The organism is Helicobacter pylori (assembly GCF_006439795.1).
GTDB classification, from domain to species: Bacteria; Campylobacterota; Campylobacteria; order Campylobacterales; family Helicobacteraceae; genus Helicobacter; species Helicobacter pylori_CR.
On the sequence record NZ_VEYL01000003.1, the window covers coordinates 19,321 to 45,422 of the forward strand.

27 protein-coding genes are annotated in these 26,102 nt (G+C 39.2%); 16 read left to right on the plus strand and 11 right to left on the minus strand.

Annotated features, from left to right (window positions below; translation table 11 throughout):
• The first annotated feature begins 28 nt into the window (after window positions 1-28).
• From FIM66_RS01960 to FIM66_RS02020, 12 genes are all read left to right on the plus strand, one after another.
• Complete coding sequence (locus FIM66_RS01960; protein ID WP_140547915.1) at window positions 29-2,056, plus strand: RNA degradosome polyphosphate kinase; 2,028 nt, start codon at window positions 29-31, stop codon at window positions 2,054-2,056.
• A gap of 37 nt (window positions 2,057-2,093) precedes the next feature.
• Window positions 2,094-3,149, plus strand: coding sequence for a quinone-dependent dihydroorotate dehydrogenase (locus FIM66_RS01965; protein WP_140547914.1), 1,056 nt, complete (start codon window positions 2,094-2,096; stop codon window positions 3,147-3,149).
• Window positions 3,146-4,480, plus strand: coding sequence for a zinc protease PqqE (gene pqqE, locus FIM66_RS01970; RefSeq protein WP_140547913.1), 1,335 nt, complete (start codon window positions 3,146-3,148; stop codon window positions 4,478-4,480). Before FIM66_RS01965 ends, pqqE begins: the two co-directional genes overlap by 4 nt.
• Before the next feature lie 14 nt (window positions 4,481-4,494).
• A complete protein-coding gene (gene dapA, locus FIM66_RS01975; RefSeq protein ID WP_140501349.1) occupies window positions 4,495-5,397 on the plus strand; it encodes a 4-hydroxy-tetrahydrodipicolinate synthase in 903 nt (300 codons plus the stop codon).
• Window positions 5,394-6,182, plus strand: coding sequence for an enoyl-ACP reductase (locus tag FIM66_RS01980; RefSeq protein ID WP_140547912.1), 789 nt, complete (start codon window positions 5,394-5,396; stop codon window positions 6,180-6,182). The genes dapA and FIM66_RS01980 overlap by 4 nt, the downstream gene beginning before the upstream one ends.
• 9 nt (window positions 6,183-6,191) lie before the next feature.
• The gene (locus FIM66_RS01985) at window positions 6,192-6,800 is read left to right on the plus strand and encodes a hypothetical protein (protein ID WP_140547911.1); all 609 of its coding nucleotides are present in this window, start codon (window positions 6,192-6,194) and stop codon (window positions 6,798-6,800) included.
• Window positions 6,797-7,336, plus strand: a complete 540-nt coding sequence (gene pgsA, locus FIM66_RS01990; RefSeq protein WP_000866199.1) for a CDP-diacylglycerol--glycerol-3-phosphate 3-phosphatidyltransferase — start codon at window positions 6,797-6,799, stop codon at window positions 7,334-7,336. Before FIM66_RS01985 ends, pgsA begins: the two co-directional genes overlap by 4 nt.
• Window positions 7,337-7,532: 196 nt before the next feature.
• Window positions 7,533-8,975, plus strand: coding sequence for an amino acid permease (locus FIM66_RS01995; protein ID WP_140599879.1), 1,443 nt, complete (start codon window positions 7,533-7,535; stop codon window positions 8,973-8,975).
• 44 nt (window positions 8,976-9,019) lie between these two features.
• Window positions 9,020-10,450 carry a Do family serine endopeptidase gene (locus FIM66_RS02000; protein WP_140599880.1) on the plus strand — a complete coding sequence of 477 codons (1,431 nt, stop codon included), beginning with the start codon at window positions 9,020-9,022 and terminating at the stop codon, window positions 10,448-10,450.
• Window positions 10,451-10,471: 21 nt separating this feature from the next.
• Window positions 10,472-11,692: a bifunctional 2-C-methyl-D-erythritol 4-phosphate cytidylyltransferase/2-C-methyl-D-erythritol 2,4-cyclodiphosphate synthase gene (locus tag FIM66_RS02005; protein WP_140478276.1), complete on the plus strand. Its 1,221-nt coding sequence runs from the start codon at window positions 10,472-10,474 to the stop codon at window positions 11,690-11,692.
• 21 nt (window positions 11,693-11,713) lie between these two features.
• Entirely contained in the window at window positions 11,714-12,610 is an 897-nt protein-coding gene (locus FIM66_RS02010) for an OriC activity response regulator (RefSeq protein ID WP_140599881.1), read from the plus strand.
• Between the two features lie 255 nt (window positions 12,611-12,865).
• The gene (locus FIM66_RS02020; protein WP_140599882.1) at window positions 12,866-13,702 is read left to right on the plus strand and encodes a 5'-3' exonuclease; all 837 of its coding nucleotides are present in this window, start codon (window positions 12,866-12,868) and stop codon (window positions 13,700-13,702) included.
• 62 nt (window positions 13,703-13,764) lie between these two features.
• Here FIM66_RS02020 and FIM66_RS02025 read toward each other — a convergent pair whose 3' ends face one another.
• The gene (locus FIM66_RS02025; RefSeq protein ID WP_140501338.1) at window positions 13,765-15,015 is read right to left on the minus strand and encodes an outer membrane family protein; all 1,251 of its coding nucleotides are present in this window, start codon (window positions 15,013-15,015) and stop codon (window positions 13,765-13,767) included.
• A 167-nt stretch (window positions 15,016-15,182) separates the two neighbouring features.
• Between FIM66_RS02025 and FIM66_RS02030 the strand changes: the two genes are divergently transcribed.
• From FIM66_RS02030 to fur, 4 genes are all read left to right on the plus strand, one after another.
• Complete coding sequence (locus FIM66_RS02030; RefSeq protein WP_140568796.1) at window positions 15,183-16,049, plus strand: DnaJ C-terminal domain-containing protein; 867 nt, start codon at window positions 15,183-15,185, stop codon at window positions 16,047-16,049.
• A gap of 9 nt (window positions 16,050-16,058) precedes the next feature.
• Entirely contained in the window at window positions 16,059-16,430 is a 372-nt protein-coding gene (locus FIM66_RS02035) for a heat shock protein transcriptional repressor HspR (protein ID WP_000332996.1), read from the plus strand.
• On the plus strand, window positions 16,427-17,602 hold the full coding sequence (locus tag FIM66_RS02040; RefSeq protein WP_140599883.1) for a replication-associated recombination protein A: 1,176 nt from the start codon (window positions 16,427-16,429) through the stop codon (window positions 17,600-17,602). Before FIM66_RS02035 ends, FIM66_RS02040 begins: the two co-directional genes overlap by 4 nt.
• A gap of 159 nt (window positions 17,603-17,761) precedes the next feature.
• Entirely contained in the window at window positions 17,762-18,214 is a 453-nt protein-coding gene (fur, locus tag FIM66_RS02045) for a ferric iron uptake transcriptional regulator (protein ID WP_001253272.1), read from the plus strand.
• 20 nt (window positions 18,215-18,234) lie between these two features.
• On the opposite strand, the gene FIM66_RS02050 is transcribed toward fur, so the two are convergent.
• Genes FIM66_RS02050 through FIM66_RS02095 form a run of 10 tightly spaced genes read right to left on the minus strand, consistent with a single transcriptional unit; the run spans window position 18,235 to window position 26,097 of the window.
• Window positions 18,235-18,732, minus strand: coding sequence for a DUF2147 domain-containing protein (locus FIM66_RS02050; protein ID WP_000780279.1), 498 nt, complete (start codon window positions 18,730-18,732; stop codon window positions 18,235-18,237).
• Complete coding sequence (locus FIM66_RS02055) at window positions 18,729-19,265, minus strand: NanQ anomerase/TabA/YiaL family protein (protein WP_140489901.1); 537 nt, start codon at window positions 19,263-19,265, stop codon at window positions 18,729-18,731. The genes FIM66_RS02050 and FIM66_RS02055 overlap by 4 nt, the downstream gene beginning before the upstream one ends.
• A 28-nt stretch (window positions 19,266-19,293) precedes the next feature.
• Window positions 19,294-20,157 carry a flagellar motor switch protein FliY gene (gene fliY / locus FIM66_RS02060; protein WP_140599884.1) on the minus strand — a complete coding sequence of 288 codons (864 nt, stop codon included), beginning with the start codon at window positions 20,155-20,157 and terminating at the stop codon, window positions 19,294-19,296.
• 3 nt (window positions 20,158-20,160) lie between these two features.
• On the minus strand, window positions 20,161-21,225 hold the full coding sequence (gene fliM, locus FIM66_RS02065; RefSeq protein WP_078296028.1) for a flagellar motor switch protein FliM: 1,065 nt from the start codon (window positions 21,223-21,225) through the stop codon (window positions 20,161-20,163).
• Entirely contained in the window at window positions 21,218-21,985 is a 768-nt protein-coding gene (locus tag FIM66_RS02070; RefSeq protein ID WP_140499285.1) for an RNA polymerase sigma factor FliA, read from the minus strand. The genes fliM and FIM66_RS02070 overlap by 8 nt, the downstream gene beginning before the upstream one ends.
• Window positions 21,963-22,277, minus strand: coding sequence for a hypothetical protein (locus FIM66_RS02075; protein ID WP_000868000.1), 315 nt, complete (start codon window positions 22,275-22,277; stop codon window positions 21,963-21,965). The genes FIM66_RS02070 and FIM66_RS02075 overlap by 23 nt, the downstream gene beginning before the upstream one ends.
• A gap of 4 nt (window positions 22,278-22,281) precedes the next feature.
• Entirely contained in the window at window positions 22,282-23,166 is an 885-nt protein-coding gene (gene ylxH, locus FIM66_RS02080; protein ID WP_140547904.1) for a flagellum site-determining protein YlxH, read from the minus strand.
• Window positions 23,163-24,539, minus strand: coding sequence for a flagellar biosynthesis GTPase FlhF (gene flhF, locus FIM66_RS02085; RefSeq protein WP_001991968.1), 1,377 nt, complete (start codon window positions 24,537-24,539; stop codon window positions 23,163-23,165). Before flhF ends, ylxH begins: the two co-directional genes overlap by 4 nt.
• Entirely contained in the window at window positions 24,536-25,024 is a 489-nt protein-coding gene (gene folK, locus FIM66_RS02090) for a 2-amino-4-hydroxy-6-hydroxymethyldihydropteridine diphosphokinase (RefSeq protein ID WP_194147110.1), read from the minus strand. The genes flhF and folK overlap by 4 nt, the downstream gene beginning before the upstream one ends.
• Window positions 25,024-26,097 carry an aminopeptidase gene (locus FIM66_RS02095; protein WP_140599885.1) on the minus strand — a complete coding sequence of 358 codons (1,074 nt, stop codon included), beginning with the start codon at window positions 26,095-26,097 and terminating at the stop codon, window positions 25,024-25,026. Before FIM66_RS02095 ends, folK begins: the two co-directional genes overlap by 1 nt.
• Between the last annotated feature and the right edge of the window lie 5 nt (window positions 26,098-26,102).

Here is a 26,102-nt window from a genome sequence, read left to right on the forward strand (position 1 = left end):
TTAAACATGATGATTGAAAGGATTTTTATTGAATCGTTTCTTTAACCGAGAGCTTTCATGGTTAGCTTTTAACACAAGGGTTTTGAACGAAGCCAAAGATGAGAGCTTGCCTTTATTAGAGCGCTTGAAATTTTTAGCCATTTATGACACGAATTTAGACGAATTTTACATGATAAGAGTGGCAGGGCTTAAACAACTCTATGAGCATAAAATCGCCTCTAAAGGCATTGATGGCGCAAGCCCTGAAGAGCAATTGGAAAAAATCAAGCATTATTTAGCGCATGAAATTGAAGAAAGGGAGTTGGAATTCCAAAAAATCCAAGCCCTACTCTTTAAAAAAGGGCTTTGTATCACCCCCTATAATGAATTGAATTTAGAGCAAAAAGCGAAGGTTAAAACCTATTTTAAAGAGCAACTTTACGCGTTAGTTTTGCCTTTTAAGTTGGATTCTTCGCACACCTTCCCACCTTTAGCGAATCTGACTTTTGCGCTTTTTGCCCACATCAAAGACAAAGAAACTCAAATTACCTCCTATGCGCTCATCAAACTCCCCTCTTTTATCTTCCGTTTTGTGGAGCTAGAAAAAGGCTTGTTTGTGTTAGCTGAAGAAATCGTAGAAGCGCATTTAGAAGAATTGTTTTTAGAGCATGAGATTTTAGATTGCATGGCGTTTAGGGTAACTTGCGATGCGGATATTGCTATCACTGAAGATGAAGCGCATGATTATGCGGATTTGATGAGTAAGAGTTTGAGGAAACGAAATCAAGGCGAAATCGTGCGCTTGCAAACCCAAAAAGGGAGTCAAGAGCTTTTAAAAACCCTTTTAGCGTCTTTAAGGAGTTTTCAAACCCACTCTTACAAAAAGCACAAACTCACCGGCATGCATATCTATAAAAGCGCGATCATGCTCAATTTAGGGGATTTGTGGGAATTAGTAAATCATAGCGATTTTAAAGCGCTCAAATCGCCCAATTTCACACCCAAAATCCACCCTCATTTCAATGAAAACGATCTTTTCAAATCCATAGAAAAACAGGATCTGTTGCTGTTTCATCCTTATGAAAGTTTTGAGCCTGTGATTGACTTGATAGAGCAAGCCGCTAGCGATCCTGCCACCCTTTCTATCAAAATGACGCTTTATCGTGTGGGCAAGCATTCCCCCATTGTCAAAGCCTTGATTGAAGCGGCGAGCAAGATTCAAGTGAGCGTTTTAGTGGAATTAAAAGCGCGTTTTGATGAAGAGAGTAATCTGCACTGGGCAAAAGCTTTAGAAAGGGCTGGCGCGTTAGTCGTTTATGGCGTTTTCAAACTCAAAGTGCATGCTAAAATGCTCGTGATCACTAAAAAAACAGACAACCAACTACGCCATTTCACCCATTTAAGCACGGGCAATTACAACCCTTTGAGCGCTAAAATCTATACCGATGTGAGTTTTTTTAGCGCTAAAAATGAAATCGCTAACGACATTATCAAGCTTTTCCATTCCTTGCTGACGAGCAGTGCGACTAGCAACGCATTAGAAACGCTTTTTATGGCGCCCAAACAGATCAAGCCTAAAATCATTGAACTCATTCAAAACGAAATGAACCACAAACAAGAAGGTTATATCATTTTAAAAGCCAACGCCCTAGTGGATAGCGAAATCATTGAATGGCTCTATAAAGCCTCTCAAAAAGGGGTTAAAATTGATCTCATTATCAGGGGGATTTGCTGTTTAAAGCCCCAAGTCAAGGGCTTGAGCGAAAATATCAGGGTGTATTCTATCGTGGGGAAATATTTAGAACATGCACGCATTTATTATTTTAAACATGAAAATATTTATTTTTCTAGCGCAGATTTAATGCCCAGGAATTTAGAAAGGCGCGTGGAATTGCTCATTCCAGCCACAAACCCAAAGATCGCCAATAAATTGTTGCACATTTTAGAAATCCAATTAAAAGACACCTTAAAACGCTATGAGTTAAATTCTAAAGGCCGTTACACTAAAGTTTCAAACCCTAACGATCCTTTAAATTCACAGGATTATTTTGAAAAACAAGCCCTTAAAACCTTTTAAAGGGTTATCGTTCAAATCATAAAAGACAAGGATTGAAATGCTTTATTCATTGTTAAAAAAATATCTTTTTAGCCTAGACGCTGAAGACGCGCACGAAAAGGTTTGTCAAATTTTAAGAACGCTTTCTTCATCGCCCTTTTTGTGTCATTTAATCCATTCTCAATGGGGTTATAAAAACCCAAAACTTGAAAATGAAATTTTAGGCTTAAACTTCCCTAACCCCTTAGGTTTAGCCGCCGGTTTTGATAAAAACGCTTCCATGCTCAGGGCGTTAATTGCTTTTGGGTTTGGCTATTTAGAAGCAGGCACATTGACTAATACCGCACAAAGCGGGAATGAAAGACCAAGACTTTTCAGGCACATTGAAGAAGAGTCCTTACAAAATGCGATGGGGTTTAATAATTACGGGGCGATTTTAGGAGTGAGATCGTTTAAGCGCTTCGCCCCCTATAAAACCCCTATTGGCATCAATTTAGGCAAAAACAAACACATAGAGCAAGCGCATGCCCTAGAAGATTACAAGGCAGTTTTAAATAAATGTTTAAACATTGGCGATTATTACACTTTCAACCTTTCTTCGCCCAACACCCCTAATTTAAGGGATTTACAAAACAAGGCGTTTGTGAATGAGCTTTTTTGCATGGCGAAAGAAATGACCCATAAGCCTTTATTTTTAAAAATCGCCCCGGATTTAGAAATAAACGACATGCTAGAAATCGTCAATAGCGCTATTGGAGCGGGAGCGCATGGGATTATTGCGACTAACACCACGATTGATAAAAGCCTGGTGTTCGCTCCTAAAGAAATGGGGGGCTTGAGCGGGAAATGCTTGACTAAAAAAAGCCGTGAAGTCTTTAGAGAATTGGCTAAAGCTTTTTTCAATAAAAGCGTTCTTGTTTCTGTGGGGGGGATTAGCGGTGCCAAAGAAGCTTATGAAAGGATTAAAATGGGAGCGAGTCTGTTACAAATTTATAGTGCTTTTATTTACAACGGGCCAAATTTATGCCAAAATATTCTTAAAGATTTGGTAAAATTACTCCAAAAAGATGGATTTTTGAGCGTTAAAGAGGCTATAGGAGCGGATTTAAGATGAAATATTTTTCTGTTAAAAGACTTTTGAGGCTTAGTTCTGTCTTGTTAGTCACTTTAGGAGCGAGCATGCACGCACAATCTTACTTACCCAAACATGAGAGCGTTACCTTAAAAAACGGGTTGCAAGTCGTAAGCGTCCCCTTAGAAAATAAAACTGGGGTTATAGAAGTGGATGTGCTTTATAAAGTCGGCTCTAGAAACGAAGTCATGGGCAAGAGCGGGATCGCTCACATGTTAGAGCATTTGAATTTTAAAAGCACCAAAAACCTTAAAGCCGGCGAATTTGATAAGATCGTTAAGCGTTTTGGGGGCGTGAGTAACGCTTCTACGAGTTTTGATATTACGCGCTACTTCATTAAAACCAGTCAGGCTAACTTGGATAAGTCTTTAGAATTGTTCGCTGAAACCATGGGTTCTTTGAATTTAAAAGAAGATGAGTTTTTGCCTGAGCGTCAAGTGGTCGCTGAAGAAAGGCGATGGCGTACTGATAATTCCCCTATCGGCATGCTTTATTTCCGCTTTTTTAACACCGCTTATGTCTATCACCCCTACCATTGGACGCCCATTGGTTTTATGGACGATATTCAAAACTGGACTTTAAAAGACATTCAAAAATTCCATTCGCTCTATTATCAGCCTAAAAACGCTATTATTTTAGTGGTAGGCGATGTCAATTCCCAAAAGGTTTTTGAATTGAGTAAAAAGCATTTTGAATCCCTAAAAAACCTTGATGAAAAAGCTATACCCACCCCTTACATGAAAGAGCCTAAGCAAGATGGGGCAAGAACAGCAGTCGTGCATAAAGATGGGGTCCATTTAGAATGGGTAGCGTTAGGGTATAAAGTGCCTGCTTTCAAACATAAAGATCAAGTCGCCCTAGACGCGTTAAGCAGGCTTTTAGGCGAAGGTAAAAGTTCATGGTTACAAAGCGAATTAGTGGATAAAAAACGCCTGGCTTCTCAGGCTTTCTCACACAACATGCAATTACAAGATGAAAGCGTGTTTTTATTCATTGCGGGGGGTAACCCTAATGTCAAAGCCGAAGCCTTACAAAAAGAAATCGTAGCACTTTTAGAAAAGCTTAAAAAAGGCGAAATCACTCAAGCGGAATTAGACAAGCTCAAAATCAATCAAAAAGCTGATTTCATTTCTAACTTAGAAAGTTCTGGCGATGTGGCGGGGCTTTTTGCGGACTATTTAGTGCAAAACGATATTCAAGGCCTGACTGATTATCAGCAACAATTTTTGGATTTAAAGGTGAGCGATTTGGTGCGTGTGGCTAATGAATATTTTAAAGACACCCAATCAACCACCGTGTTTTTGAAACCTTAAAAGAGCCTTATCGCATGCAATTTCATTCATCTAGTGCGTTAGTTACGCCTTTTAAAAAAGATTTGAGCGTTGATGAGGCCACTTATGAATCCTTGATCAAGCGCCAAATCTTTCAGGGCATGGACGCATGCGTGCCTGTTGGCACGACAGGAGAATCCGCCACGCTCACCCACAAAGAGCATATGCGTTGCATTGAAATCGCCATAGAGACTTGCAAAAACACTAAAACGCCCTCCAATTCACGCATGAAAGTGTTGGCCGGCGTGGGCAGTAACGCCACGAGCGAGTCCCTTTCTTTAGCAAAGTTCGCTCAAAAAATCGGTGCGGATGCGATTTTATGCGTAAGCCCCTATTATAACCGCCCCACCCAACAAGGCCTGTTTGAGCATTATAAAACTATCGCTCAATCGGTGGAAATCCCTGTCATGCTTTATGATGTGCCAAGCCGAACAGGTGTGTCTATTGAAGTTCCAACCGCCCTCAAACTCTTTAGAGAAGTCCCTAACATTAAAGCCATTAAGGAAGCGTCTGGCTCTTTGAAAAGAGTAACAGAATTGCATTACTATGAAAAAGACTTTAAAATTTTTAGCGGGGAAGATTCGCTCAACCACTCTATCATGTTTTCAGGGGGGTGTGGCGTGATTTCAGTGACCGGTAATTTAATGCCCAATTTGATTTCACAAATGGTCAATTGTGCGCTCAAACTTGAATACCAACAAGCCCTAGAAATCCAAAATAAGCTTTTTCATTTGCATCAAGCCCTTTTTGTAGAAACCAATCCTATCCCTATTAAAATGGCCATGCATTTAGCCGGCTTGATTGAAAACCCAAGTTACAGACTGCCTTTAGTGGCCCCAAGCAAAGAAACGATCAAACTCTTAGAAAAAACCCTACAACAATATGAGGTAATTGCATGAATCATTCCAACCACATGAAAAATAAAACCCTAGTGATCAGCGGCGCGACAAGAGGGATTGGCAAGGCGATATTGTATCGCTTCGCTCAAAGCGGCGTGAATATCGCTTTCACTTACAATAAAAATGTTAAAGAAGCCAACAAAATTATAGAAGATGTGGAGCAAAAATATTCCATTAAAGCCAAAGCCTACCCCCTTAATGTTTTAGAGCCTGAGCAATACACAGAGCTTTTTAAGCAAGTTGACGCTGATTTTGACAGAGTGGATTTTTTTATTTCTAACGCTATTATTTATGGGCGCTCTGTCGTGGGGGGATTTGCGCCTTTCATGCGATTAAAACCTAAGGGGTTAAACAACATTTACACAGCCACCGTGTTGGCGTTTGTGGTAGGGGCTCAAGAAGCGGCAAAACGCATGCAAAAAATAGGCGGCGGGGCGATCGTGAGTTTAAGCTCTACCGGGAATTTGGTCTATATGCCCAATTACGCCGGGCATGGCAATTCCAAAAACGCCGTAGAAACCATGGTCAAATACGCTGCTGTGGATTTAGGCGAATTCAACATTAGAGTGAATGCGGTTAGTGGCGGGCCTATTGATACGGACGCTCTAAAAGCTTTCCCTGACTATGTGGAGATTAAAGAAAAAGTAGAAGAGCAATCGCCCCTAAAGCGCATGGGCAATCCTAACGATCTAGCCGGGGCGGCTTATTTTTTATGCGATGAAACCCAAAGCGGTTGGCTTACAGGGCAAACGATCGTTGTGGATGGCGGGACCACTTTTAAATAAAGATTTTTTTTGAAAAACATTATCCACATCCACCAAAACAAAGAGTTGCGATTCATTAAAAAATGCTTGTTGGGCTATTTCTTCGCCCCTTTGTGTGGGGCTATTCTTTTAGTGCTTTTTCTTGTTTCAAGCGGAGCAAAATCGTTTCAAATTTCTAACCTCTTCAATAATCAACTAGCTTATATCGTGTTGTTGTCTCTTTTTTTGTGCGCGATTGGGTTCATTGCCGGAGCGATTGGTTTTTACAGGCTTTCTAAAATCACGCACCATCTGAGTTTTTTTGAAAATTTTGCTTTCAGTTTTTTGGCGGTGATTTTATGTGCTCTTTTAAGCTATCTTGTCCCTAACGCCAATAACGCCCTTTCACTAATCGGTAATGGCGTTTCTATTTTTTATCTGCATAAACTCTATAGAGAATTGAGCCTTTACACGCAAGAAAGGTTTTTTTTAAGCGGTTTTAGATTGTTGCTTTTTAGTTTCATGCTGGCTCTTTTAGGGGTTTTAGTGCAAGCGTTAGTTATCATCTTTTTAACGATCGCTGTGATTTTAATATGTGTGGCGCTTAGCTTTTTAGGGCACGCGTTTTTGAATTTTTCACAAGTCTTTTTGAAAGCATGAAAGTTTTAAAACTCTTGCCTAATTTTTTAACGATTTTACGCATTGTCTTATCCTTATTTTTATTGTTTTTATTGTTAAACACGCGCACTTATTTTAGTTTTTTAACCCCCTTTCACATCAACATGATCTCTTCATTGGTTTTTTTGTTTGCCGCGCTCACGGATTTATTGGACGGTTACATCGCCAGAAGCTATAAAGCCAAATCGCGCTTTGGGGAAATCTTTGACCCTTTGGCGGATAAAATCCTTATTTTGAGCGCGTTTTTAGGGTTAGTTTATTTGGATCGTGTGAATGCGTGGGTCCCGTTTGTGATTTTAGGGCGCGAATTTTTTATTTCAGGGCTTAGAGTCTTAGCCGCTAATGAAAAAAAGGATATTCCTGTCAATGCGTTAGGCAAGTATAAAACCGTTTCTCAAGTCGTGGCGATTGGCGCTTTATTAGCCAATTTAACTTACTCTTATGTGCTTGTAGCTATAGCGGTTTTTTTAACCCTTTATTCGGGGATAGATTACACGATTAAATATTATAAATCTTAATGTTTTAAAAGAAGTTTTTAGCATTTTTTAAAAAACACCTTAAAACTTTGCTCTCATCAAATATTGATAAACATTAACTTTAGTATTCTTTCGTTTTTTTAAAATTTTATTTTCAATATTCAATTAAAAAAAATCATTTTATTTTATTTTTGTTATAATCCAAGCTATTTTTATTTTCAATCTAAGGAGGTGTCGCATGGACAATCAAAAGATAACGCATCAAAATACCACGCAAAAACAAGGCGAGCTTAAAAGAGACATGAAAATGCGCCATCTCTTGATGATTGCATTTGGAGGAGCGATTGGCACAGGGCTTTTTGTAGGCACTGGGGGTAATATTGCGAGCGCTGGCCCTTTAGGGACTTTGATCGCTTATTGTTTTGGAGGGCTTGTGGTCTATTGCATCATGCTCTCTTTAGGCGAATTGGCGAGCGTTTATCCCACTACGGGAAGCTTTGGGGATTATGCGGCTAAATTCATAGGCCCTGGCACGGGCTATATGGTTTTTTGGATGTATTGGCTTGGCTGGGTGATCACGGTGGCGTTAGAATACATCGCTATAGGCATGCTCATGCAACGCTGGTTTGCGGATATTCCTATCCATTATTGGGTTATTTTATGCATTGCGTTAGTTTTTTTATTGAACTTTTTTTCGGTTAAAATTTTTGCCGAGGGCGAGTTTTTCTTTAGCCTGATTAAAGTTTTAGCGGTGATCGCTTTTATAGGCATTGGCGCGATTGGGATTATTTATCAAATCTATTTGCATGGGTTTAGTTCTATTTTTGATAACTTCCATTTTGGCGATAAGGGGTTTTTCCCTAACGGGAGCGAGGCGGTTTTTTCTGCTATGCTCGCTGTCATTTTTGCTTTCACTGGCACAGAAGTCATTGGGGTGGCTGTAGGCGAGACTAAAAACGCTAGCGAGGTGATGCCCAAAGCGATTAAAGCGACTTTGTGGCGGATTGTCTTTTTCTTTTTAGGCTCTGTGTTTGTCATTTCTGTTTTTTTACCCATGAGCGATTCTTCTATCGCGCAAAGCCCTTTTGTAAGCGTTTTAGAACGCATCAACTTGCCCTTTATTAGCATGGGTATCCCTTATGTGGCTGATATAATGAACGCTGTTATCATTACGGCGATGTTTTCTACCGCTAATTCAGGGCTTTATGGAGCGAGCCGCATGATTTATGGGCTGTCCAAACAAAAGATGTTTTTTAAAGTTTTTTCCCAGCTCAACCGACAAGGCACGCCCACTTATGCGATGTTTTTTTCCCTTTCTTTTTCTCTCATAGGGCTTTTAGTCCAAATTTATGCCAAAGAAAATGTCGTGGAAGCTTTGATTAATGTGATCAGTTTCACGGTGATTATTGTGTGGGTTAGCGTGTCTGTTTCGCAATATTCTTTCCGCAAGCAATACTTAAAAGCCGGGCATTCTTTAGAGGATTTGCCTTATAAAGCCCCCTTTCTGCCCTTTTTGCAACTCATAGGGATCACTGGGTGTGTCATCGGCGTGATTGGTTCGGCTATGGATAAGGATCAACGCATTGGGATGATTTTAACGATTGTTTTTGCTGTTGTGTGTTACATTGGATACTATTTTACACAAAAAACTAATGAAAATAACAAAAAAGATTTGATATAATCTCTTTTTAATTTTGAAGTTTAGCAAATTTTAAGGAAGTAACCATGATGAAAAAAACTTTTTTTATCTCTCTGGCTTTAGCGTTAAGCTTGAATGCGGGCAATATCCAAATCCAAAACATGCCCAAAGTTAAAGAGCGAGTGAGTGTCCCCTCTAAAGACGATACGATCTATTCTTACCACGATTCTATTAAGGATTCGATTAAGGCGGTGGTGAATATCTCCACTGAAAAGAAGATTAAAAATAACTTTATAGGTGGCGGTGTGTTTAATGACCCCTTTTTCCAACAATTTTTTGGGGATTTGGGCGGCATGATCCCTAAAGAAAGAATGGAAAGGGCTTTAGGCAGTGGGGTTATCATTTCTAAAGATGGCTATATCGTAACCAATAACCATGTGATTGATGGTGCGGATAAGATTAAAGTTACCATTCCAGGGAGCAATAAAGAATATTCCGCTACTTTAATAGGCACTGATTCTGAAAGCGATTTAGCCGTGATTCGCATCACTAAAGACAACTTGCCCACGATCAAATTCTCTGATTCTAATGATATTTTAGTGGGCGATTTGGTTTTTGCGATTGGTAACCCTTTTGGCGTGGGCGAAAGCGTTACTCAAGGCATTGTTTCAGCGCTCAATAAAAGCGGGATTGGGATCAACAGCTATGAGAATTTCATTCAAACAGACGCTTCCATTAATCCTGGAAATTCCGGTGGTGCTTTGATTGACAGCCGTGGAGGGTTAGTGGGGATCAATACCGCTATCATTTCTAAAACCGGGGGCAACCACGGCATTGGCTTTGCCATCCCTTCTAACATGGTGAAAGATATTGTAACCCAGCTCATCAAAACCGGTAAGATTGAAAGAGGTTACTTGGGCGTGGGCTTGCAAGATTTGAGCGGCGATTTGCAAAATTCTTATGACAATAAAGAAGGAGCGGTAATCATTAGCGTAGAAAAAGACTCTCCGGCTAAAAAAGCAGGGATTTTGGTGTGGGATTTGATCACTGAAATCAATGGGAAAAAGGTTAAAAACACGAATGAGTTAAGAAACCTAATCGGCTCCATGCTACCCAATCAAAGAGTAACCTTAAAAGTCATTAGAGACAAAAAAGAACGCACCTTCACCCTCACTCTAGCTGAAAGGAAAAACCCTAACAAAAAAGAAACCATTTCTGCTCAAAACGGCACGCAAGGTCAATTGAACGGGCTTCAAGTAGAAGATTTAACCCAAAAAACCAAAAGGTCTATGCGTTTGAGCGATGATGTTCAAGGGGTTTTAGTCTCTCAAGTGAATGAAAATTCCCCAGCAGAGCAAGCCGGCTTCAGGCAAGGCAACATCATCACAAAAATTGAAGAGATTGAAGTGAAAAGCGTTGCGGATTTTAACCATGCTTTAGAAAAGTATAAAGGCAAACCCAAACGATTCTTAGTTTTAGACTTGAATCAAGGTTATAGGATCATTTTGGTGAAATGATAGGGGTGGGTTGTCAGTCGCATGTCTTTGATTAGAGTGAATGGGGAAGCTTTTAATCTTTCTTTAGAGAGTTTAGAAGAAGACCCTTTTGAAACTAAAGAAACGCTAGAAACGCTTATCAAACAAACGAGCGTTGTTTTATTGGCTGCTGGGGAGTCTAAGCGTTTTTCTCAAACCATCAAAAAACAATGGTTGCGCTCTAATCATACCCCCTTATGGCTCAGCGTGTATGAAAGCTTTAAAGAAGCCCTAGACTTTAAAGAAATCATTCTGGTTGTAAACGAATTGGATTATATTTATATCCAACGCCATTACCCTGAAATCAAGCTTGTAAAAGGTGGGGCATCAAGGCAGGAATCCGTGCGTAACGCTTTAAAAATAATTGATAGCGCTTACACGCTCACCAGCGATGTGGCTAGGGGTTTAGCGAATATGGAAGTGCTTAAAAGTTTGTTTTTGACCCTCCAACAAACAAGCCATTATTGCATCGCTCCTTACTTGCCTTGCTATGACACAGCGATCTATTATAATGAAGTTTTAGATCGAGAAGCGATCAAACTCATTCAAACCCCGCAATTAAGCCACACTAAAACGCTCCAATCAGCCCTAAATTTAGGGGATTTTAAAGATGAAAGCAGCGCGATTTTACAAGCTTTCCCTGATCGTGTGAGTTATATTGAAGGCAGTAAAAATTTGCACAAACTCACCACGAGCGACGATTTGAAACATTTTGCTCTCTTTTTTAACCCAGCAAAAGACACTTTTATCGGCATGGGCTTTGATACGCATGCGTTCATTAAAAATAAGCCTATGGTTTTAGGGGGGGTTGTTTTGGATTGCGAGTTTGGGTTAAAGGCTCACAGCGATGGCGATGCTTTGTTGCATGCAGTTATTGATGCGATTTTAGGAGCGATTAAAGGAGGGGATATTGGCGAATGGTTCCCTGATAGTGATCCCAAATACAAAAACGCCTCCTCTAAAGAGCTTTTAAAAATCGTGTTGGATTTTTCTCAAAGCATTGGGTTTGAATTGCTTGAAATGGGAGCGACCATCTTTAGCGAAATCCCTAAAATCACTCCTTACAAACCGGCGATTTTAGAGAATTTGAGCCAACTTTTGGGTTTAGAAAAATCTCAAATCAGCTTAAAAGCCACCACAATGGAAAAAATGGGGTTCATTGGCAAACAAGAAGGGCTGTTAGTCCAAGCACATGCGAGCATGTGTTATAAACAAAAACTTTAAATGCGATAAAAGGAAGAATGGATGAAAATCTTAATCATTGAAGACGATTTAGCGCTAGCTAGGAGCATCTCTCATAATTTGCATGATTTAGGGCATTTTTGCGAGATCATCTCTAGCATTTCAGAAGAAAATAAAGAGCCTTATGATGTGATTTTGGTTTCTTCTAAAGTTTGCGCTCAAGGGCGTTGCGAACATTTTGTGCGTTATAATTCCAAGCAAATCATTATCATGATGGCTTCGCATGTCAATGAAGATGGCGTGAATAAACCCATTCAAGTGGGAGCGAGAGATTATATTCTAAAACCTTTTAAAATGGATGAGTTGTTGCGTAAAATCCAATACCACAAAGCCTACCAAGAAATGACCGCTCGCTTGGGATTTTATGAAAATTACTTAGACTTTATCCATGCGGAATTGCCCTTGCCTAAAGATTTTTCTTACCGGCCGCCTTTCATCATCCACACGCCCTCTCAAGAGCTTGCGAACGCTTATTTATTGCAATACGCTAAAGAAAGGCAAATGGATTTTTCTTTTTTCTCTTTAAAGGATACCACTTGGAAAGAGCTATACAAGAATAAAGACAAGCTAGAACGCCCTTTTTACATCATGCATTTAGAAGAGCTTAAAAAAGATGAGCAATTGAAATTGCTAGAATTGGCCCGTTCATGCCCTATTGTTTTGTCCTATACCCATAAAGAACCCCTAGAATTTCCTAAAATTGTGAGCATTGAATGCGGCAATAAACCCCTATCTTTGTTTAGCAACCACACGACTTTCCTTTCCATTCAAGAATACGAAAAAGAAGCGATCAGGCATTTTTCTTCCACTTGCACCGATACAGAATTGGCTAACAAGCTTGGCATTAGTCGCAAAAGCCTTTGGGAAAAACGCCGGAAATATAACTTACCGCGCAAATAACAGAAAATCCTTAAGCCCTGTTTTTTGTGGGGCGTTGATCATAAAATGCAAGAATGCCAAAAGCGTTTTTGCAATCAAAAGAGCTAAAACAAGCGGTAACCTCTCAAAATTTAGCGTATTTAATGAGAATAGAGTTAATTATTATTAAAATAACTTATTATTTGCTATATATTTACTATAATAGTTTAACTTTTAAAAAAGAGAAATTCAACTTAAGGATTAACCATTAGACAAGCGTTTAACAAAACAAGATTCATGCATTCAAGAACTCTTTTACTAGACATTGATTGCGTTATCCCTAATATTGTTAGGCGTTTGCTCTCTAATAAAACGCTCCCTAAAAGATTCGCCGCTTACAGCTTGCAAGAAGTGGGCATAATCTTTCTTACCACTCAAATTTTATCTATCATGCACAAAACCCGTTGCTCTAAAACGCTCTTTTTTATCACTAGGAGCAGAGAGAGTTTCCGCTACCAGCTGTGCGATCATTACAAACAAAAACGCCACCAATTTGATGAAGATTTTAGATCTCTTTTAAAAGCTCTCAAAATCGCTTTGGTGGAAAAATACCCCCTAAAAAAAGGGGCTAAAATCCAGGGCGAACATTGTTTTGAATATGAAGCCGATGATATTATCTCTTTTTACAAAAAGAAAGACCCCAACAATTATGTGATAGCCAGCATGGATAAGGATATTTTGTATTCCAATAGAGGCTCTCATTTCAATCTCAAAACCAACGCTTTTTTTAATGTGAGTCAAAAAGAGGCTCATTTTTTTGCTTATTATCAGTGCGTTGTGGGGGATAAGGGGGATAATATTAAAGGGGTTAAAGGGATTGGCGGTTTCAACTATAAAGATTTTTTAAACGAAGACGCTAAAGAGCATGAGCTGTGGGAACAAATCATTCAAGCGTTCAAAATTAAAGAAGATTTGAGCGACAGCGAAGCTAAAGAAAAGGCTCTTTTAAACATGCGTTTAGTCAATATGCACCAAATGACCCACCATGGCGTGATCAAACTATGGGAGCCTGAGTTTAAAAAAGCTTTTTTCCCTAAAAAAACACAAAAACCTGATTTTAAAAGAATTTCTTAAAACAAAAAATTATCGCTTACTTTTGGCAAGCTCTTTGCTATTGATTGTAAAAACGGCATCTTTTAAAACAAAAACTTCCCAAAAAAGACAAAAGAACTATCTCCAAGGCTTTTTCTCGTGGCTTTAGAATTATAAGCATACACATACCCCCCACCCATATCAAAAGACAAACTCCTATAAGTCCAAACCCTAAAACTGCTCATCAAAGAATATTCTTGATAATCCCCAAAAGCCACCATCGCGTCTAAACGCACCCTTTTAGTCTTAAGCCCTAAAAAAACATAGCCTGAAATGCTAGAATTAGCAAAATAAATCGCTGGCACGCCGGGTGCGTTGATCCCACGGCCATAGAATTTAGTCCTGTCGTTAAAAGTCCATAGATAGCCCTTATTGTTCCTTGCTGGAACGATATAAAAACCCGTTCCAAAATTAAAAATTTTGTATTTAAAAGTTTGATCGATCAAAAACAAGCCGGCATTTTTAGCGCTTGTAGTAATATCAGTGTTGCCGTATTGATACATGCCATGCACTAGAGTGCGCGAAGTGAAACCCTTAGCTAAAGAAGCGTCATACTCTAACTTACCCCCCACTTGCACTAAAACATTTTGGGTGGGCAAAGGCAAGCGGGTGTCCGTTAAAATAAAAGGAACGAATGTCAAATTTTTATTTTTGTATTCTGCGCCCAAAACAAACACTTCCCCCCCTACATACAAGCGTTTAGACACAGGATCATAAGACGCTAGAGCGTTTAGGGAAGTGGCGATCCGATTCCCTTGCTCTTTATTGATTTGATGCCCGTTATAAAGCATGCTATCCATAAAAATCCCAAAATAACGCATGGAATTTTGCTTAAAAGCCACAGAGACCCCTTGAATATTGCCCCCTATCCAATCAAAATCCACAAAATCTGTATTGAAACGCCCTAAAGCGATTTTAAAACGCTGGTTGGTGTATTGGATATACGCATCAGAAACATCGCCAGCGCTCAAATAAGGCTTAACGTTGTTAGGGTTACCAAAAAAATTCCCTAGACTGATGTAAAGGTTAGCCAAACGCTGTTTGTTATAAATATTCCAAGCCCCAATAGCCCCAATACCAAAGGACCACCCATTGCTATAAGAAAAATCCACCCCAAGACGCGCTAAAGCCCCCACATAGCTGTGAGGGTTTTTTTGCGTCCCCTGATTATACAATAGCCCCAGATAGCCAAAAGGTTTGACGGCGATTTCTAAAGCTTTCAAAGACAGACCATTTAAAAAAAAGATCCCTAACGCTAAATAATAATATCTTTTCTTATTTTTCTTATATTGCATTAAAAACTCATCGTGGATTTAAACGCAATATTTTAGTTAAAATTCCTTTTAATTGCGCTGAAACGGGTTTAAAATCTCAATGACCACTAAACATTATCAATAAACTTGATTGACTAACACTAAAGATTTATGATAGTATTCTAATAAAACTATTTTAAAGGTGATCCATGAGTAAGAGTTTATACCAAACTTTAAACGTGAGCGAAAACGCCAGCCAAGATGAAATCAAAAAATCCTACCGCCGTTTAGCCCGACAATACCACCCGGATTTGAATAAAACCAAAGAAGCCGAAGAAAAATTCAAAGAAATCAACGCCGCTTATGAAATTTTGAGTGATGAAGAAAAACGCCGCCAATACGATCAGTTTGGCGACAACATGTTTGGCGGGCAAAATTTCAGCGATTTTGCCAGAAGCCGCAGCGCTAGTGAAGATTTAGACGATATTTTAAGCTCTATTTTTGGGAAAGGAGGCTTTTCGCAAAGATTTTCTCAAAACTCGCAAGGCTTTTCTGGCTTTAATTTTTCCAATTTCGCCCCTGAAAATTTAGACATAACCGCTACTTTAAATGTCTCTGTTTTAGACACCCTTTTAGGCAATAAAAAACAAGTGAGCGTCAATAATGAGACTTTTAGCCTTAAAATACCTATTGGCGTGGAAGAGGGCGAAAAAATCAGAGTTCGCAACAAAGGGAAAACGGGGCGAACGGGTAGGGGCGATTTGCTCTTACAGATCCATATTGAAGAAGATGAAATGTATAGGCGCGAAAAAGACGATATTATCCAAACCTTTGATTTGCCCTTAAAAACGGCTCTTTTTGGAGGGAAGGTTGAAATCGCTACTTGGCATAAAACCTTAACCCTAACCATTCCCCCTAACACCAAAGCCATGCAAAAATTCCGCATCAAAGACAAAGGGATTAAAAACAGAAAAACTTCGCATGTGGGGGATTTGTATTTGCAAGCTCGTTTGATCTTGCCTAAAGTTGAAACGCTTTCTAATGAGTTAAAAGCGTTATTAGAAAAAGAATTGTAAGGAGGAATCGTGTGCGATTATGATGAACCGCTTTATTTGATCAGCGTTGTGGCTAAGATCTTAGGCGTGCACCCTCAAACCTTGCGCCAATACGAAAAAGAGGGTTTGATAGAGCCTAGCAGGACTGATGGGAAAATGCGCTTGTATTCCCAACGAGACATGGACAAAATCAAAACGATTTTACGCCTTACAAGGGATATGGGGGTTAATCTAGCGGGCGTGGATATTATCTTGCGTTTAAAAGAAAAGCTTGATGAATTAGACAACCTCAATAAAGAACTGCAAGACGCTCTGCAAAAACACTCTAAAAACCACAAAACCCCAACGAAAAATTTAAACACCCCTACGAATTTTTACGAATTGATTTTATTTAAAAAATGAGCCTGACTTCGCTTTTAAACCCCACAAGCCTAGAAGATTTTTTAGGCCAAGAGCATTTAATAGGGAAAGACGCCCCCTTATTTAAAGCCTTACAATCCAAACACTTCCCCCATGCCTTTTTCTATGGCCCTCCTGGCGTGGGTAAAACAAGCCTGGCTCAAATCATCGCTCGCTCCCTAGAGCGCCCCATTCTTTTGTTTAATGCGACGGATTTCAAATTAGAGGATTTACGCCTTAAGCTTAAAAATTACCAAAACACCCTTTTAAAGCCCGTTGTTTTTATTGATGAAACCCACAGATTGAATAAAACCCAACAAGAATTTTTACTCCCCATTATGGAAAAAGATCACGCTTTAATCTTAGGGGCTAGCACGCAAGATCCTAATTACAGCCTAAGCCATGCGATCCGCTCAAGAAGTTTTATTTTTGAATTAACCACCCTAAACAAGAGCGATTTAGACAAGCTTTGTGCTAAGGCTTTAGCATTGTTAAAAAAACAAATAGAGCCTGACGCTAAAACCTATCTTTTAAACAACAGCACTGGCGATGCTAGAGCGTTATTAAACCTTTTAGATTTGAGCGCTAAAGTAGAAAATCCTATCACTTTAAAAACGCTCAAATCCTTACGGCCCCATAGCCTAAATGACGGATCTTATAGCGATGATACGCATTATAACCTCACTAGCGCGTTAATCAAGTCTTTAAGAGGGAGCGATGAAAACGCTTCCATCTATTATCTGGCGCGCTTGATTGCTGGCGGGGAAAACCCGGAATTTATCGCCAGAAGACTGGTGATTTTTGCGAGCGAAGATATTGGTAACGCTAACCCAAACGCCCTTAATTTAGCCGCTTCTTGCTTGTTTTCAGTCAAACAAATCGGCTACCCTGAAGCGCGCATTATTTTAAGCCAATGCGTGATTTATCTGGCTTGTTCGCCCAAGTCTAACACGGCTTATAGAGCGATCAATCAGGCTTTGGATTGCGTTCAAAAAGGCTCACTCTACCCTATCCCTAAACACCTGCTGCCTAACGCTAAAGACTATCTTTACCCGCATGATTATAACGGCTATGTCAAACAAGATTATTTGGAAAAACCCCTAGATTTGGTTTCTTCTCAAGGCATAGGGTTTGAAAAAACCCTTTTAGAATGGCTTGATAAGATAAGAAATTGATCTTATAAATTACATTAAAATGCGACAATGGTAATAAAAAATCAATATTTTTTGATTAAATTAAAATAATAATGAGTTTTATCTATGGTTCATCGCATTATTATTGTATAATAATATTCTAGTTATAAAAATCATTTTACGGACAAGGGAAATATTAGCATGAGAAGATTAGAAACTTTAGAATCTATTTTAGAGCGCTTGAGGATGTCTATCAAAAAAAACGGACTCAAAAATTCAAAACAAAGAGAAGAAGTGGTGAGCGTTTTGTATCGCAGCGGCACACACCTAAGCCCTGAAGAAATCACGCATTCTATCCGCCAAAAGGACAAAAACACCAGCATTTCTTCAGTGTATCGCATTTTGAATTTCTTAGAAAAAGAAAATTTTATCTGCGTTTTAGAGACTTCAAAAAGCGGTCGGCGCTATGAAATTGCGGCTAAAGAACACCATGATCACATCATTTGTTTGCATTGCGGTAAGATCATTGAATTTGCAGACCCCGAAATTGAACACCGCCAGAACGAAGTCGTTAAAAAATATCAAGCCAAGCTAATTAGCCATGACATGAAAATGTTTGTGTGGTGTAAAGAATGCCAAGAGAGTGAATATTAAAAGATTTTAAAAAAGCTAGCTTAAATAGGGCTATCTTTAATGGTTTTAAGGACTTCGTCCAAGTTAAAACGCTTGAGTTTTAGATTTTTGATTTCTTCATCGCTCAAGCGTTTCCAAGTGAAAGTCTTACCCACATACCCCCATTTGTCATAGCTTGAAGTGAATTCTAAATCCCCGTTTGAATTTTGAGTGACTCTCACATAGTAGGTCTTGCCGTCATAAAAATTATACGCTTTACCGCCTTTATAAGATCGTTTTCCAACCTTAATCAAATCGCTTAAAAACACCACGCCTTTATCGCTGCGATTCCTTAGTTTGGGGTTAGGATTAAACTTATCTTTTCTGGCTTTAGAACCATCCGCATCAGAAATACCATAGGCATAGAACTTCCCATTATGCTCAAAAAACTCCACAAAAGAGCTTTTCATGTATAAAAATTCTTGAGTTTGATAAATTCCAGGCAACTCTACAGCCCCTAAAAAACAACAAAAAACTATAACAAGACTCACCAATTTCATAATTTTAATTTGATCAATCCCTTAGGCGCTTTAACGACCGCTTTGAAAATCGGCTCTTCCCTATATTTTTCAAAAGACTCCCCATAAAACCTCAACGCATGCGCGTCGCTTTCAAAAAAAATAGCCAGCATGCCCGCATCTAAACGCAAAAAAGAAGCTTCTTGAACCGGCTCATAAACGATCAAATCTCTTTTTTCATCGTAAGGGTTTTTAATGACAGCTTGATTGATACCCACCACTTTAGCCCCCTCAACGCCTTTGACAATCAGCTGGAAATCCACATATTGTTTGTGGCTTTCAAAAAAGCCTTTCTCGCTTTCTTTGGCATGTTCTAAACAATAACTCTGCTCTATGCTAAAGATGCCATGCCCTAAAGGCGTTTGAAATTCCGTATTAGGATCGAGATTTAAAACCCTTTGATTCGCTCCACTACCCTTTTGCACAACATCTTTTAAATACCCATGCAAAATTTCTAATTCTTGCGTTTTTTTAAACAAATGCCCAAGCGAGCTTAATTCCCCAAAAATGGCCATAATCCTTCCTTTTTTACTCTAAAATGGTTTAATTTTTCAGTTGCTCTAAGCGTTCCTTTTTAGTGCCAATATCCGTGATCTGAATGCCAAAATTCCCATCCACGATCACCACTTCGCCCTTAGCGATCACCTTGTCATCTACAAGAATTTCCAAAGGATCATTCACCAATTGATCCAACTCCACCACGCTCCCTATATCCATAGAAACCACATCTTTTAAAATCATCTTTTTTTGCCCGATACGCACCTTAACATTCAATTTCACGTCTAAAAGCATGCTGATATTGCGGATTTCTATGTTTTCTAAAGACGTATCGTGGGTTTTAATCTCTTCAGTAGCGCTCTGTGTCGTTTCTTCTTTTTCTTCTTTATGCGTTTTTTCAAATTGGCACTCAAAAGCCTCCGTAGTCAATAAAATGATTTGGCTTTCTTTGATGGCTTCCATTTTAAAAGAAAACACCATCGCTTTAGCGTAATCTTCTTTTTTAGGAAGCTCTTTAGCGATTTCAGCGTTCGTGGTAGTGAAATTGAGTTTGGGGAGCAATTCTTGAGACTTCAAGCTCGTAGCGATCGCGCCAAAAATATTAGAAGCCATTTCTTTAAAAGCGTCTAAATCGTCATTATCCATTTCTTCCTTACTCGCCCCCTCACCTCCTAACATCAGATCGCTTAAAGCGGTAACTAAAACGACCGGAGCCAGTAATTCAATAGGACTCTCTTCTTTTTCAATCGCGCTAATCTTAACTCTTGCATAAGGTGCGCTGATTAATTTCAAAAAAGATTCGTCGCTACTAGAAACTTCTTTTTCTAATCCCACGCTTGGAGCCTTACCCACTAACCCTTCTAAAGTAGAGACAACCTCTTGAATAAAAATCTTAATAAAATCTTGCATTTCTCACTCTTCTTCTATCTTCATAATATCGCCCACTTTGCCTCTGCGCTGTTCTTCTAACATTTCTAAAATTTCTTTAGTGCGTTCTTTTTCGCTATAGATCACTTCTTTAATTTGAATGGTTTTTCTATACCCTTGAAACCCCACGCTCGCTAAATAACGCTTTTTTTTATGCACATACACGCTCACTTCATCATTAGCGACTTTATTCAACCGGATAGTATCCCCCACATCTAAATCCAACATTTCTTTCAAACTCAATTCCACCGCGCCCAAAAACACCATCATATCCACGCTCACCCCACTCAATAGTGCTTGCAATTCCTTATTACGGCTCTTTTTAGAGTTCGTTTCTGAAAGCATCAAATCCCTACTCCCCATTTTAGAAAGAATGCTCTCAATGGAAATCACCGGGTAACAAATGTTCATCATCCCACGGCTATGCCCAATGATAATCTCTAAAACCACCATGATAGAAATTTCATTTTGAGCGACGATTTGGACCACATTCGCGCTGGATTCTTTAGCGTCAATGGTAGGATACATCTCCACCACGGGCGACCACACTTCTTTTAAAATTTGCATCACCTGGCGTAAAATCGTATCCAATAAATTCAATTCAATATCGCTAAACTCCCTGTTTTGATCATACGCGCTCCCCTTACCTCCTAATAGTCTGTCAATCATGGGGAAAGCGATGCTAGGATTAATTTCTAAAACCCCTGTTCCTCCCATAGGCTTCATGGAAAAGACATTAAAGCTCGTAGGGCTAGGCAAACTCATCAAAAATTCGCCATAAGTCATTTGATCCACGCTATGGAGCTGGATCTCTACAATAGAACGCATGATAGAAGAAATTTGACTGGAAAGATTCCTAGCCATTTTGTCATGGATACTCCTAAAAGAACGCAGTTGCTCCTTACTCACACGATTAGGGCGTTTGAAATCATAGAGGGTTACGCTGCGCTGCGGGATAATATCCTTTTTTTGGACATTTTGAATATCCACGTTCTCATCAACGACTTCTAAAAGCGCATCAATTTCTTCTTGGCTTAAAATATCAGCCATGATCCACTCCTAAGGATTTACGCACCTTTTTAATCACTTCTTTAATGATTTGAGAAATACGCGATTCGGTAATGCCTAAAATCTCTTTAATCTCGCTCAAATTCAACTCTTCAAAGTAATAAAGCTGGATAAGGATTTGCTCTCGTTCGCTCATTTGATCCAGTGCTTTTTGGACATGCTCTAACAACTCTTCTGCTTCAATCTTTTTAGTGATTTCATCTTGCTCAATCGCATTGAATTGCTCATCTATTGGCACTAGCGCATAAATATCTGAGGCCGTTTTGGCTTCTCTAATTTTTTCAATATTCTCGCCTAAAACTTCCGCTAAATACGCATCGCTAGGCTCTTTCCCATGCTCATTAAGGTGTTTGGTGATTTCAATATCAATGCTTTTAATGAGTTTCCTGCTAGAGCGAGAAATCACATCTAAAGAACGCAAATAATCTAGCATCGCCCCATTGACACGAGTTTTAGCATACCCCCAAAAAGAATCGTTTAACGCGCTCTCATAACGCCTGGCTAATTTAATCAATTCTTCAGTGCCAATAGAAACCAGATCGTTAAAATCAATAGAGCTGGGCAAGCGCTCTTTTAAACGAAACGCCATAGCACGCACGGCCGGTAGATACTGGATAGCGAGATCGTCTTGATGGTGGTGTTGTTGCTTATCATAGGCGTTCAAAACCTTTTCTATATTTTTTTCGCTTGTTTCAGTTTTTTGAATTCCTTTGGGCATTCTATTTTCCATCATCAAAATCATAACTTCTAATGTATTCTAAAATACTAGCTACTTCTTTTTCTCTGTTCTTAAACTCATGGTTGAAACGAAGCAAGCTCTCTTCAGTGCCTTTTTTGTCAAAAAGACAAATATCTAAATCCGTGCAAGCGATAAAAATAGACGCAAACAATAAGGCGATCAAGTATCCCCCAAGCGTGGATAACACCGTCCATAATAAAATGCTCTCTGGCTCATTGAATTTCAACACCGAAAACACTAACCCTAAAAAAAACCCTACCACAACAGAAAAATGGATAAAATTTTGCACTTTCATCAGCCTACCCCAAATACTTCAAAAGCCTTTTAAAAAAGCTTTTCAAACCTTCTTTTGGTATTTCTAAAGCACCGGTTTCTAATTTAGAAACCAAAAGACCCGCTATCTGGTCAATGGATTGCGAAAACAAATCGTTAGGGGCTATTTTTCTTAAAATTTTGCGCTCTCTCACATAGCGTTTCAATAAGGAGCTGTTTTCAATCGCTCCTAAGTAATGCAATTCTAATGAAGCGATATTGTTTTTAGCCACTTTCAACAGCCTTTCATAAGTCGCCCTACCCTCTTTAGGTTGGGCTACCATGTTAGCGATAAGAAACAATTCATCTTTATTCTTGGAGTTGATTTTAATGCATGCATACGCATCCGTAATCGCTGAAGGATCGGGTGTGGTAACAATCACCACGCAATCGCTCGCATTCAAAAACGCTTGCGTAGTAGCTCCAATCCCAGCACCTGTATCAACCACAATATAATCTAAAGAGCTTAAAACCCCCTCTTCATCCACAAATTGATCTAAAGCTTCTGTTCCGCTAATGTATTTTAATATTTCTTCACCGCTATCCCCAGGGATTAAGCAAAGCCCGGGTTCAATCTCGCAAATGATTTCTTGCAATTTGGCTTCACCCTTTAAGGCATGCAAGATATTTTTATGGGTTTTCACCCCAAAAATCACATCTAAATTCGCTAAACCAATATCCGCATCAAACACCCCTACCTTATAACCTTTCTTGTATAAAGAGTAAGCTAAATTAGCGCTAATATTGGATTTCCCCACGCCTCCCTTACCGCTTGTGATAGCGATGAATTTGGTATTCCCCTTATTATCAAAAAAACTTTTGGGGTTTTTAAGATTCATCAAATTATCCAAGCGGCTCGCTTGATTGTTCATGCTTGTTCCTTATTAGGGTTACTAAAGCCATCTAGCATGCAATCCACTAAATACTCATTAGTAGCCACTTTCAAATCCATAGGCACTTCTTGGCCGACAGAAAGATAGCTGATAGGCTTTTGGCTTTCATGCACTAAAGAAAACAAATTCCCTAGCCCCCTACTCTCATCTAATTTCGTAAAGATTAAAGTGTCAATCCCTAACACCCCAAAAGAATCATAAATATCTTTCATGTCTTCATACTTAGTGGTAACCGAAAGCACTAAGGACACATCAATATTATAACCCCCATCTATAAATTCCTTCAAACCGGCAATTTTTTCTTTATCGTATTGCGAATGCCCTGTCGTATCCACTAGAATAAAATCGCAGTATTCCAACGCTTCAATTTCTTTAGCAAAATCCTTAGCGTCAATCACCGCTTCTATACTCATTTTCATTTTATTAGCATACCAGCTTAATTGCTCCAAAGCCCCAATGCGATAATTGTCTAAAGTGATAATGCCCACCTTGTATTTTTTCGCTAGCATTCTAGAATAGCGCGCGGCTAATTTAGCTAAAGTTGTCGTTTTCCCCACGCCTGTTGGCCCTACAAGCATTAAGATGCGTTTTTGCCTTAAATTCAAATCTTCAGGGCGGCATAAGATCATTTTGCGCAACACTTCTCTAAAATAGCGCTTAATCGTTACGGAATTTTCGCGCATGCGTAAAGGCATCAATTCCAGGCTCAATTGCATGATTTCATCTAAATGGCTGGATTTCATCCCGCTTTGTTTGGCCAGTTTGTAAATTTCTGCAAATTCTTGAGGGATATTGACAGAATTGGGGTTTTTCTCATCCCAAAACATGTTTTGAATGAGTTTCAAGCTGTCTCTGATTTTACTTAGTTGCAGATTGATGTCTTTAATCTCTTCTTCTTGTTTAACTTCTCTTTTTTCTCTTTCTTTTTTATGGTTGGCTTCATCTTTTAAAGCTTGCAATAAAGCGTCTTGCTTATTAGCCTCTAAAGGCGCATCCTCTAATGGAGCGTCTTTTTCTAAAAGAGTTTTATTTTTTGAAAAACTATAGTTGCGCTGATTAGATGAAACCCCGGCGAGTTTGCGCATTTCTTCTACAGTGCTTGAAAGCTGCATGACCACATCTTCTTCATTCAATTCTTCATCATACAAACTTTCAGGAATAAGGGGGGCTTTAGGGGGTTTGTTTTCGCTCTCTTCTTCAACCGCCACAACGATTTCATAAAGCCCAGAAGAAGTGAGCGTTTTTTTACGGATTTCTTGCGTTTTAAACACCAGCGTATCCACCCCATGGTGGCTTTGAGCGATCTTTAAAGCTTCAGCAGCCGTCTCCCCACTATAGGTATAGAATTTCACCACTCCCCTTTTTTAAAAAGAATTTGTTGCAAAATTAACGGCACTAACACCGAATCCCTTTCACTCCATTTAGGGTGAGGTAAAGTCAAATCGTTCTGTCTTAAAATGACTTGGTTGAAAGCGATAATATCAATGTCTAAAGTTCTTGGAGCGTCTTTAAAATCGCGCTTCCTTTGGCGATCAAAACGCCTTTCTATATAAAAAACCAGAGCGAAAAAATGGCGCAAACTTAAAGATGTTTTAAGGATAATCGTAGCGTTATAAAAGTTGGGTTGATTAGTGTAACCAAAAGGCGGATTGATATAAATGGGCGAAGAAAAAATTTTCCCGATCTTACTATGATTTTTAAAATACAAAAAACAATTTTTTAATATTTTTAAAGGATTTTTAAGATTAGATCCCAACCCTAAAACCACCCTGTTAGAAAAATCAAGCCTTTTTTTAAAAAGGCTAGGGAAAAAGCGGTTAGTAAGGATCTCTCGCATCACAAAAGCTCAGCCCTGGAATTTTTGATCACCACTAAATCTTCAATGCGCACCCCAAAAAATCCAGGGATATAAATCCCAGGCTCTACAGAAAACACCATGCCCTCTTCTAAAATGGTTCCACTGCGCGATGAAATATAAGGAAGCTCATGAATGTCTAAGCCAATGCCATGCCCGGTGCTGTGAGTGAAATACTGCCCATAACCATAATCGCTAATCACTCCCCTAGCCAAGCTGTCCGCTTCTTTACCGGTCATGCCCGCTCTAATGCCTGAAATAGCCTTTTCTTGTGCTTCTTTCACAATGTCATAAATCTTTTGACGCTCTTTATCCTTGAAACTCTGCTCTCTTTTGAAGACAAAATCTTTAGGGTCAAAAAAAGCCGTGCGAGTCCTATCCGAGCAATAGCGTTCGTATTTGATCCCCATATCCAAAAGAATGCTATGCTCCGCTTTTAAAAAATCCTTCGCGCTAGGCAAAGCATGGGGCTTGCTCGCGTTCGCATTCAAGGCTAAAATAGGCTCAAAACTCAGATCATAAACCCCCTCTTTAGTCAAAAAGTCCTTAACCTTATGCTGCAAATACCGCTCGCTCAAGGATTCTTTTCCATCAAAAATCTTTTTCACATACTCAGCAAAATTCTCAAAAGCTTCAACATTCAACGCTTGAGATTTTTTGAGAAGTTGGATCTCATGATCGTTTTTAATGATGCGTTTTTGGCGGTGGTAACTAGGCACACCCTCTAAAATAACCTTATTCCCAATCGCCGAATCCAAACGCTTATAGGTTTGCAAATTCACTTGATTGGGGTCAAAAAAGAGCTTTTTAACCGAGTGTTTTGTAATCAAATCAATCGCACTTTGCACTAAATCGCTGGATTCTATCACTTCCGCTAAAACGCCATTTTTAGGCTGAATGCTTTCTTTAGCTTCTTGAGTGTAGCGAGAATCAGTGATAAAAAACGAGCGATCGTCTAATTGCAAAAACAAAGCGTTATCGCAACTATAAGCGCATTCAAAAAACATCGCGTTCTCATTGAGCGTGAAATGCGATTCTCTTTCTAATCCTTTCATGGGTA

Excerpts from the sequence above, each read along its gene's own strand:
- pgsA (WP_000866199.1), top strand. The coding sequence starts at position 6,797 with ATGAAAGTTTTAAAACTCTTGCCTAATTTTTTAACGATTTTACGCATT.
- FIM66_RS02075 (WP_000868000.1), bottom strand. The coding sequence starts at position 22,277 with ATGAAAGTGCAAAATTTTATCCATTTTTCTGTTGTGGTAGGGTTTTTT.
- FIM66_RS01995 (WP_140599879.1), top strand. The coding sequence starts at position 7,533 with ATGGACAATCAAAAGATAACGCATCAAAATACCACGCAAAAACAAGGC.
- FIM66_RS02000 (WP_140599880.1), top strand. The coding sequence starts at position 9,020 with ATGATGAAAAAAACTTTTTTTATCTCTCTGGCTTTAGCGTTAAGCTTG.
- FIM66_RS02070 (WP_140499285.1), bottom strand. The coding sequence starts at position 21,985 with ATGATTTTGATGATGGAAAATAGAATGCCCAAAGGAATTCAAAAAACT.
- pqqE (WP_140547913.1), top strand. The coding sequence starts at position 3,146 with ATGAAATATTTTTCTGTTAAAAGACTTTTGAGGCTTAGTTCTGTCTTG.
- FIM66_RS01965 (WP_140547914.1), top strand. The coding sequence starts at position 2,094 with ATGCTTTATTCATTGTTAAAAAAATATCTTTTTAGCCTAGACGCTGAA.
- fur (WP_001253272.1), top strand. The coding sequence starts at position 17,762 with ATGAGAAGATTAGAAACTTTAGAATCTATTTTAGAGCGCTTGAGGATG.
- FIM66_RS02020 (WP_140599882.1), top strand. The coding sequence starts at position 12,866 with ATGCATTCAAGAACTCTTTTACTAGACATTGATTGCGTTATCCCTAAT.
- FIM66_RS02050 (WP_000780279.1), bottom strand. The coding sequence starts at position 18,732 with ATGAAATTGGTGAGTCTTGTTATAGTTTTTTGTTGTTTTTTAGGGGCT.
- FIM66_RS02095 (WP_140599885.1), bottom strand. The coding sequence starts at position 26,097 with ATGAAAGGATTAGAAAGAGAATCGCATTTCACGCTCAATGAGAACGCG.
- FIM66_RS01980 (WP_140547912.1), top strand. The coding sequence starts at position 5,394 with ATGAATCATTCCAACCACATGAAAAATAAAACCCTAGTGATCAGCGGC.
- FIM66_RS02025 (WP_140501338.1), bottom strand. The coding sequence starts at position 15,015 with ATGCAATATAAGAAAAATAAGAAAAGATATTATTATTTAGCGTTAGGG.
- fliY (WP_140599884.1), bottom strand. The coding sequence starts at position 20,157 with ATGCAAGATTTTATTAAGATTTTTATTCAAGAGGTTGTCTCTACTTTA.
- dapA (WP_140501349.1), top strand. The coding sequence starts at position 4,495 with ATGCAATTTCATTCATCTAGTGCGTTAGTTACGCCTTTTAAAAAAGAT.
- folK (WP_194147110.1), bottom strand. The coding sequence starts at position 25,024 with ATGCGAGAGATCCTTACTAACCGCTTTTTCCCTAGCCTTTTTAAAAAA.
- FIM66_RS02010 (WP_140599881.1), top strand. The coding sequence starts at position 11,714 with ATGAAAATCTTAATCATTGAAGACGATTTAGCGCTAGCTAGGAGCATC.
- fliM (WP_078296028.1), bottom strand. The coding sequence starts at position 21,225 with ATGGCTGATATTTTAAGCCAAGAAGAAATTGATGCGCTTTTAGAAGTC.
- ylxH (WP_140547904.1), bottom strand. The coding sequence starts at position 23,166 with ATGAACAATCAAGCGAGCCGCTTGGATAATTTGATGAATCTTAAAAAC.
- FIM66_RS02055 (WP_140489901.1), bottom strand. The coding sequence starts at position 19,265 with ATGGCCATTTTTGGGGAATTAAGCTCGCTTGGGCATTTGTTTAAAAAA.
- FIM66_RS02030 (WP_140568796.1), top strand. The coding sequence starts at position 15,183 with ATGAGTAAGAGTTTATACCAAACTTTAAACGTGAGCGAAAACGCCAGC.
- FIM66_RS02005 (WP_140478276.1), top strand. The coding sequence starts at position 10,472 with ATGTCTTTGATTAGAGTGAATGGGGAAGCTTTTAATCTTTCTTTAGAG.
- FIM66_RS02040 (WP_140599883.1), top strand. The coding sequence starts at position 16,427 with ATGAGCCTGACTTCGCTTTTAAACCCCACAAGCCTAGAAGATTTTTTA.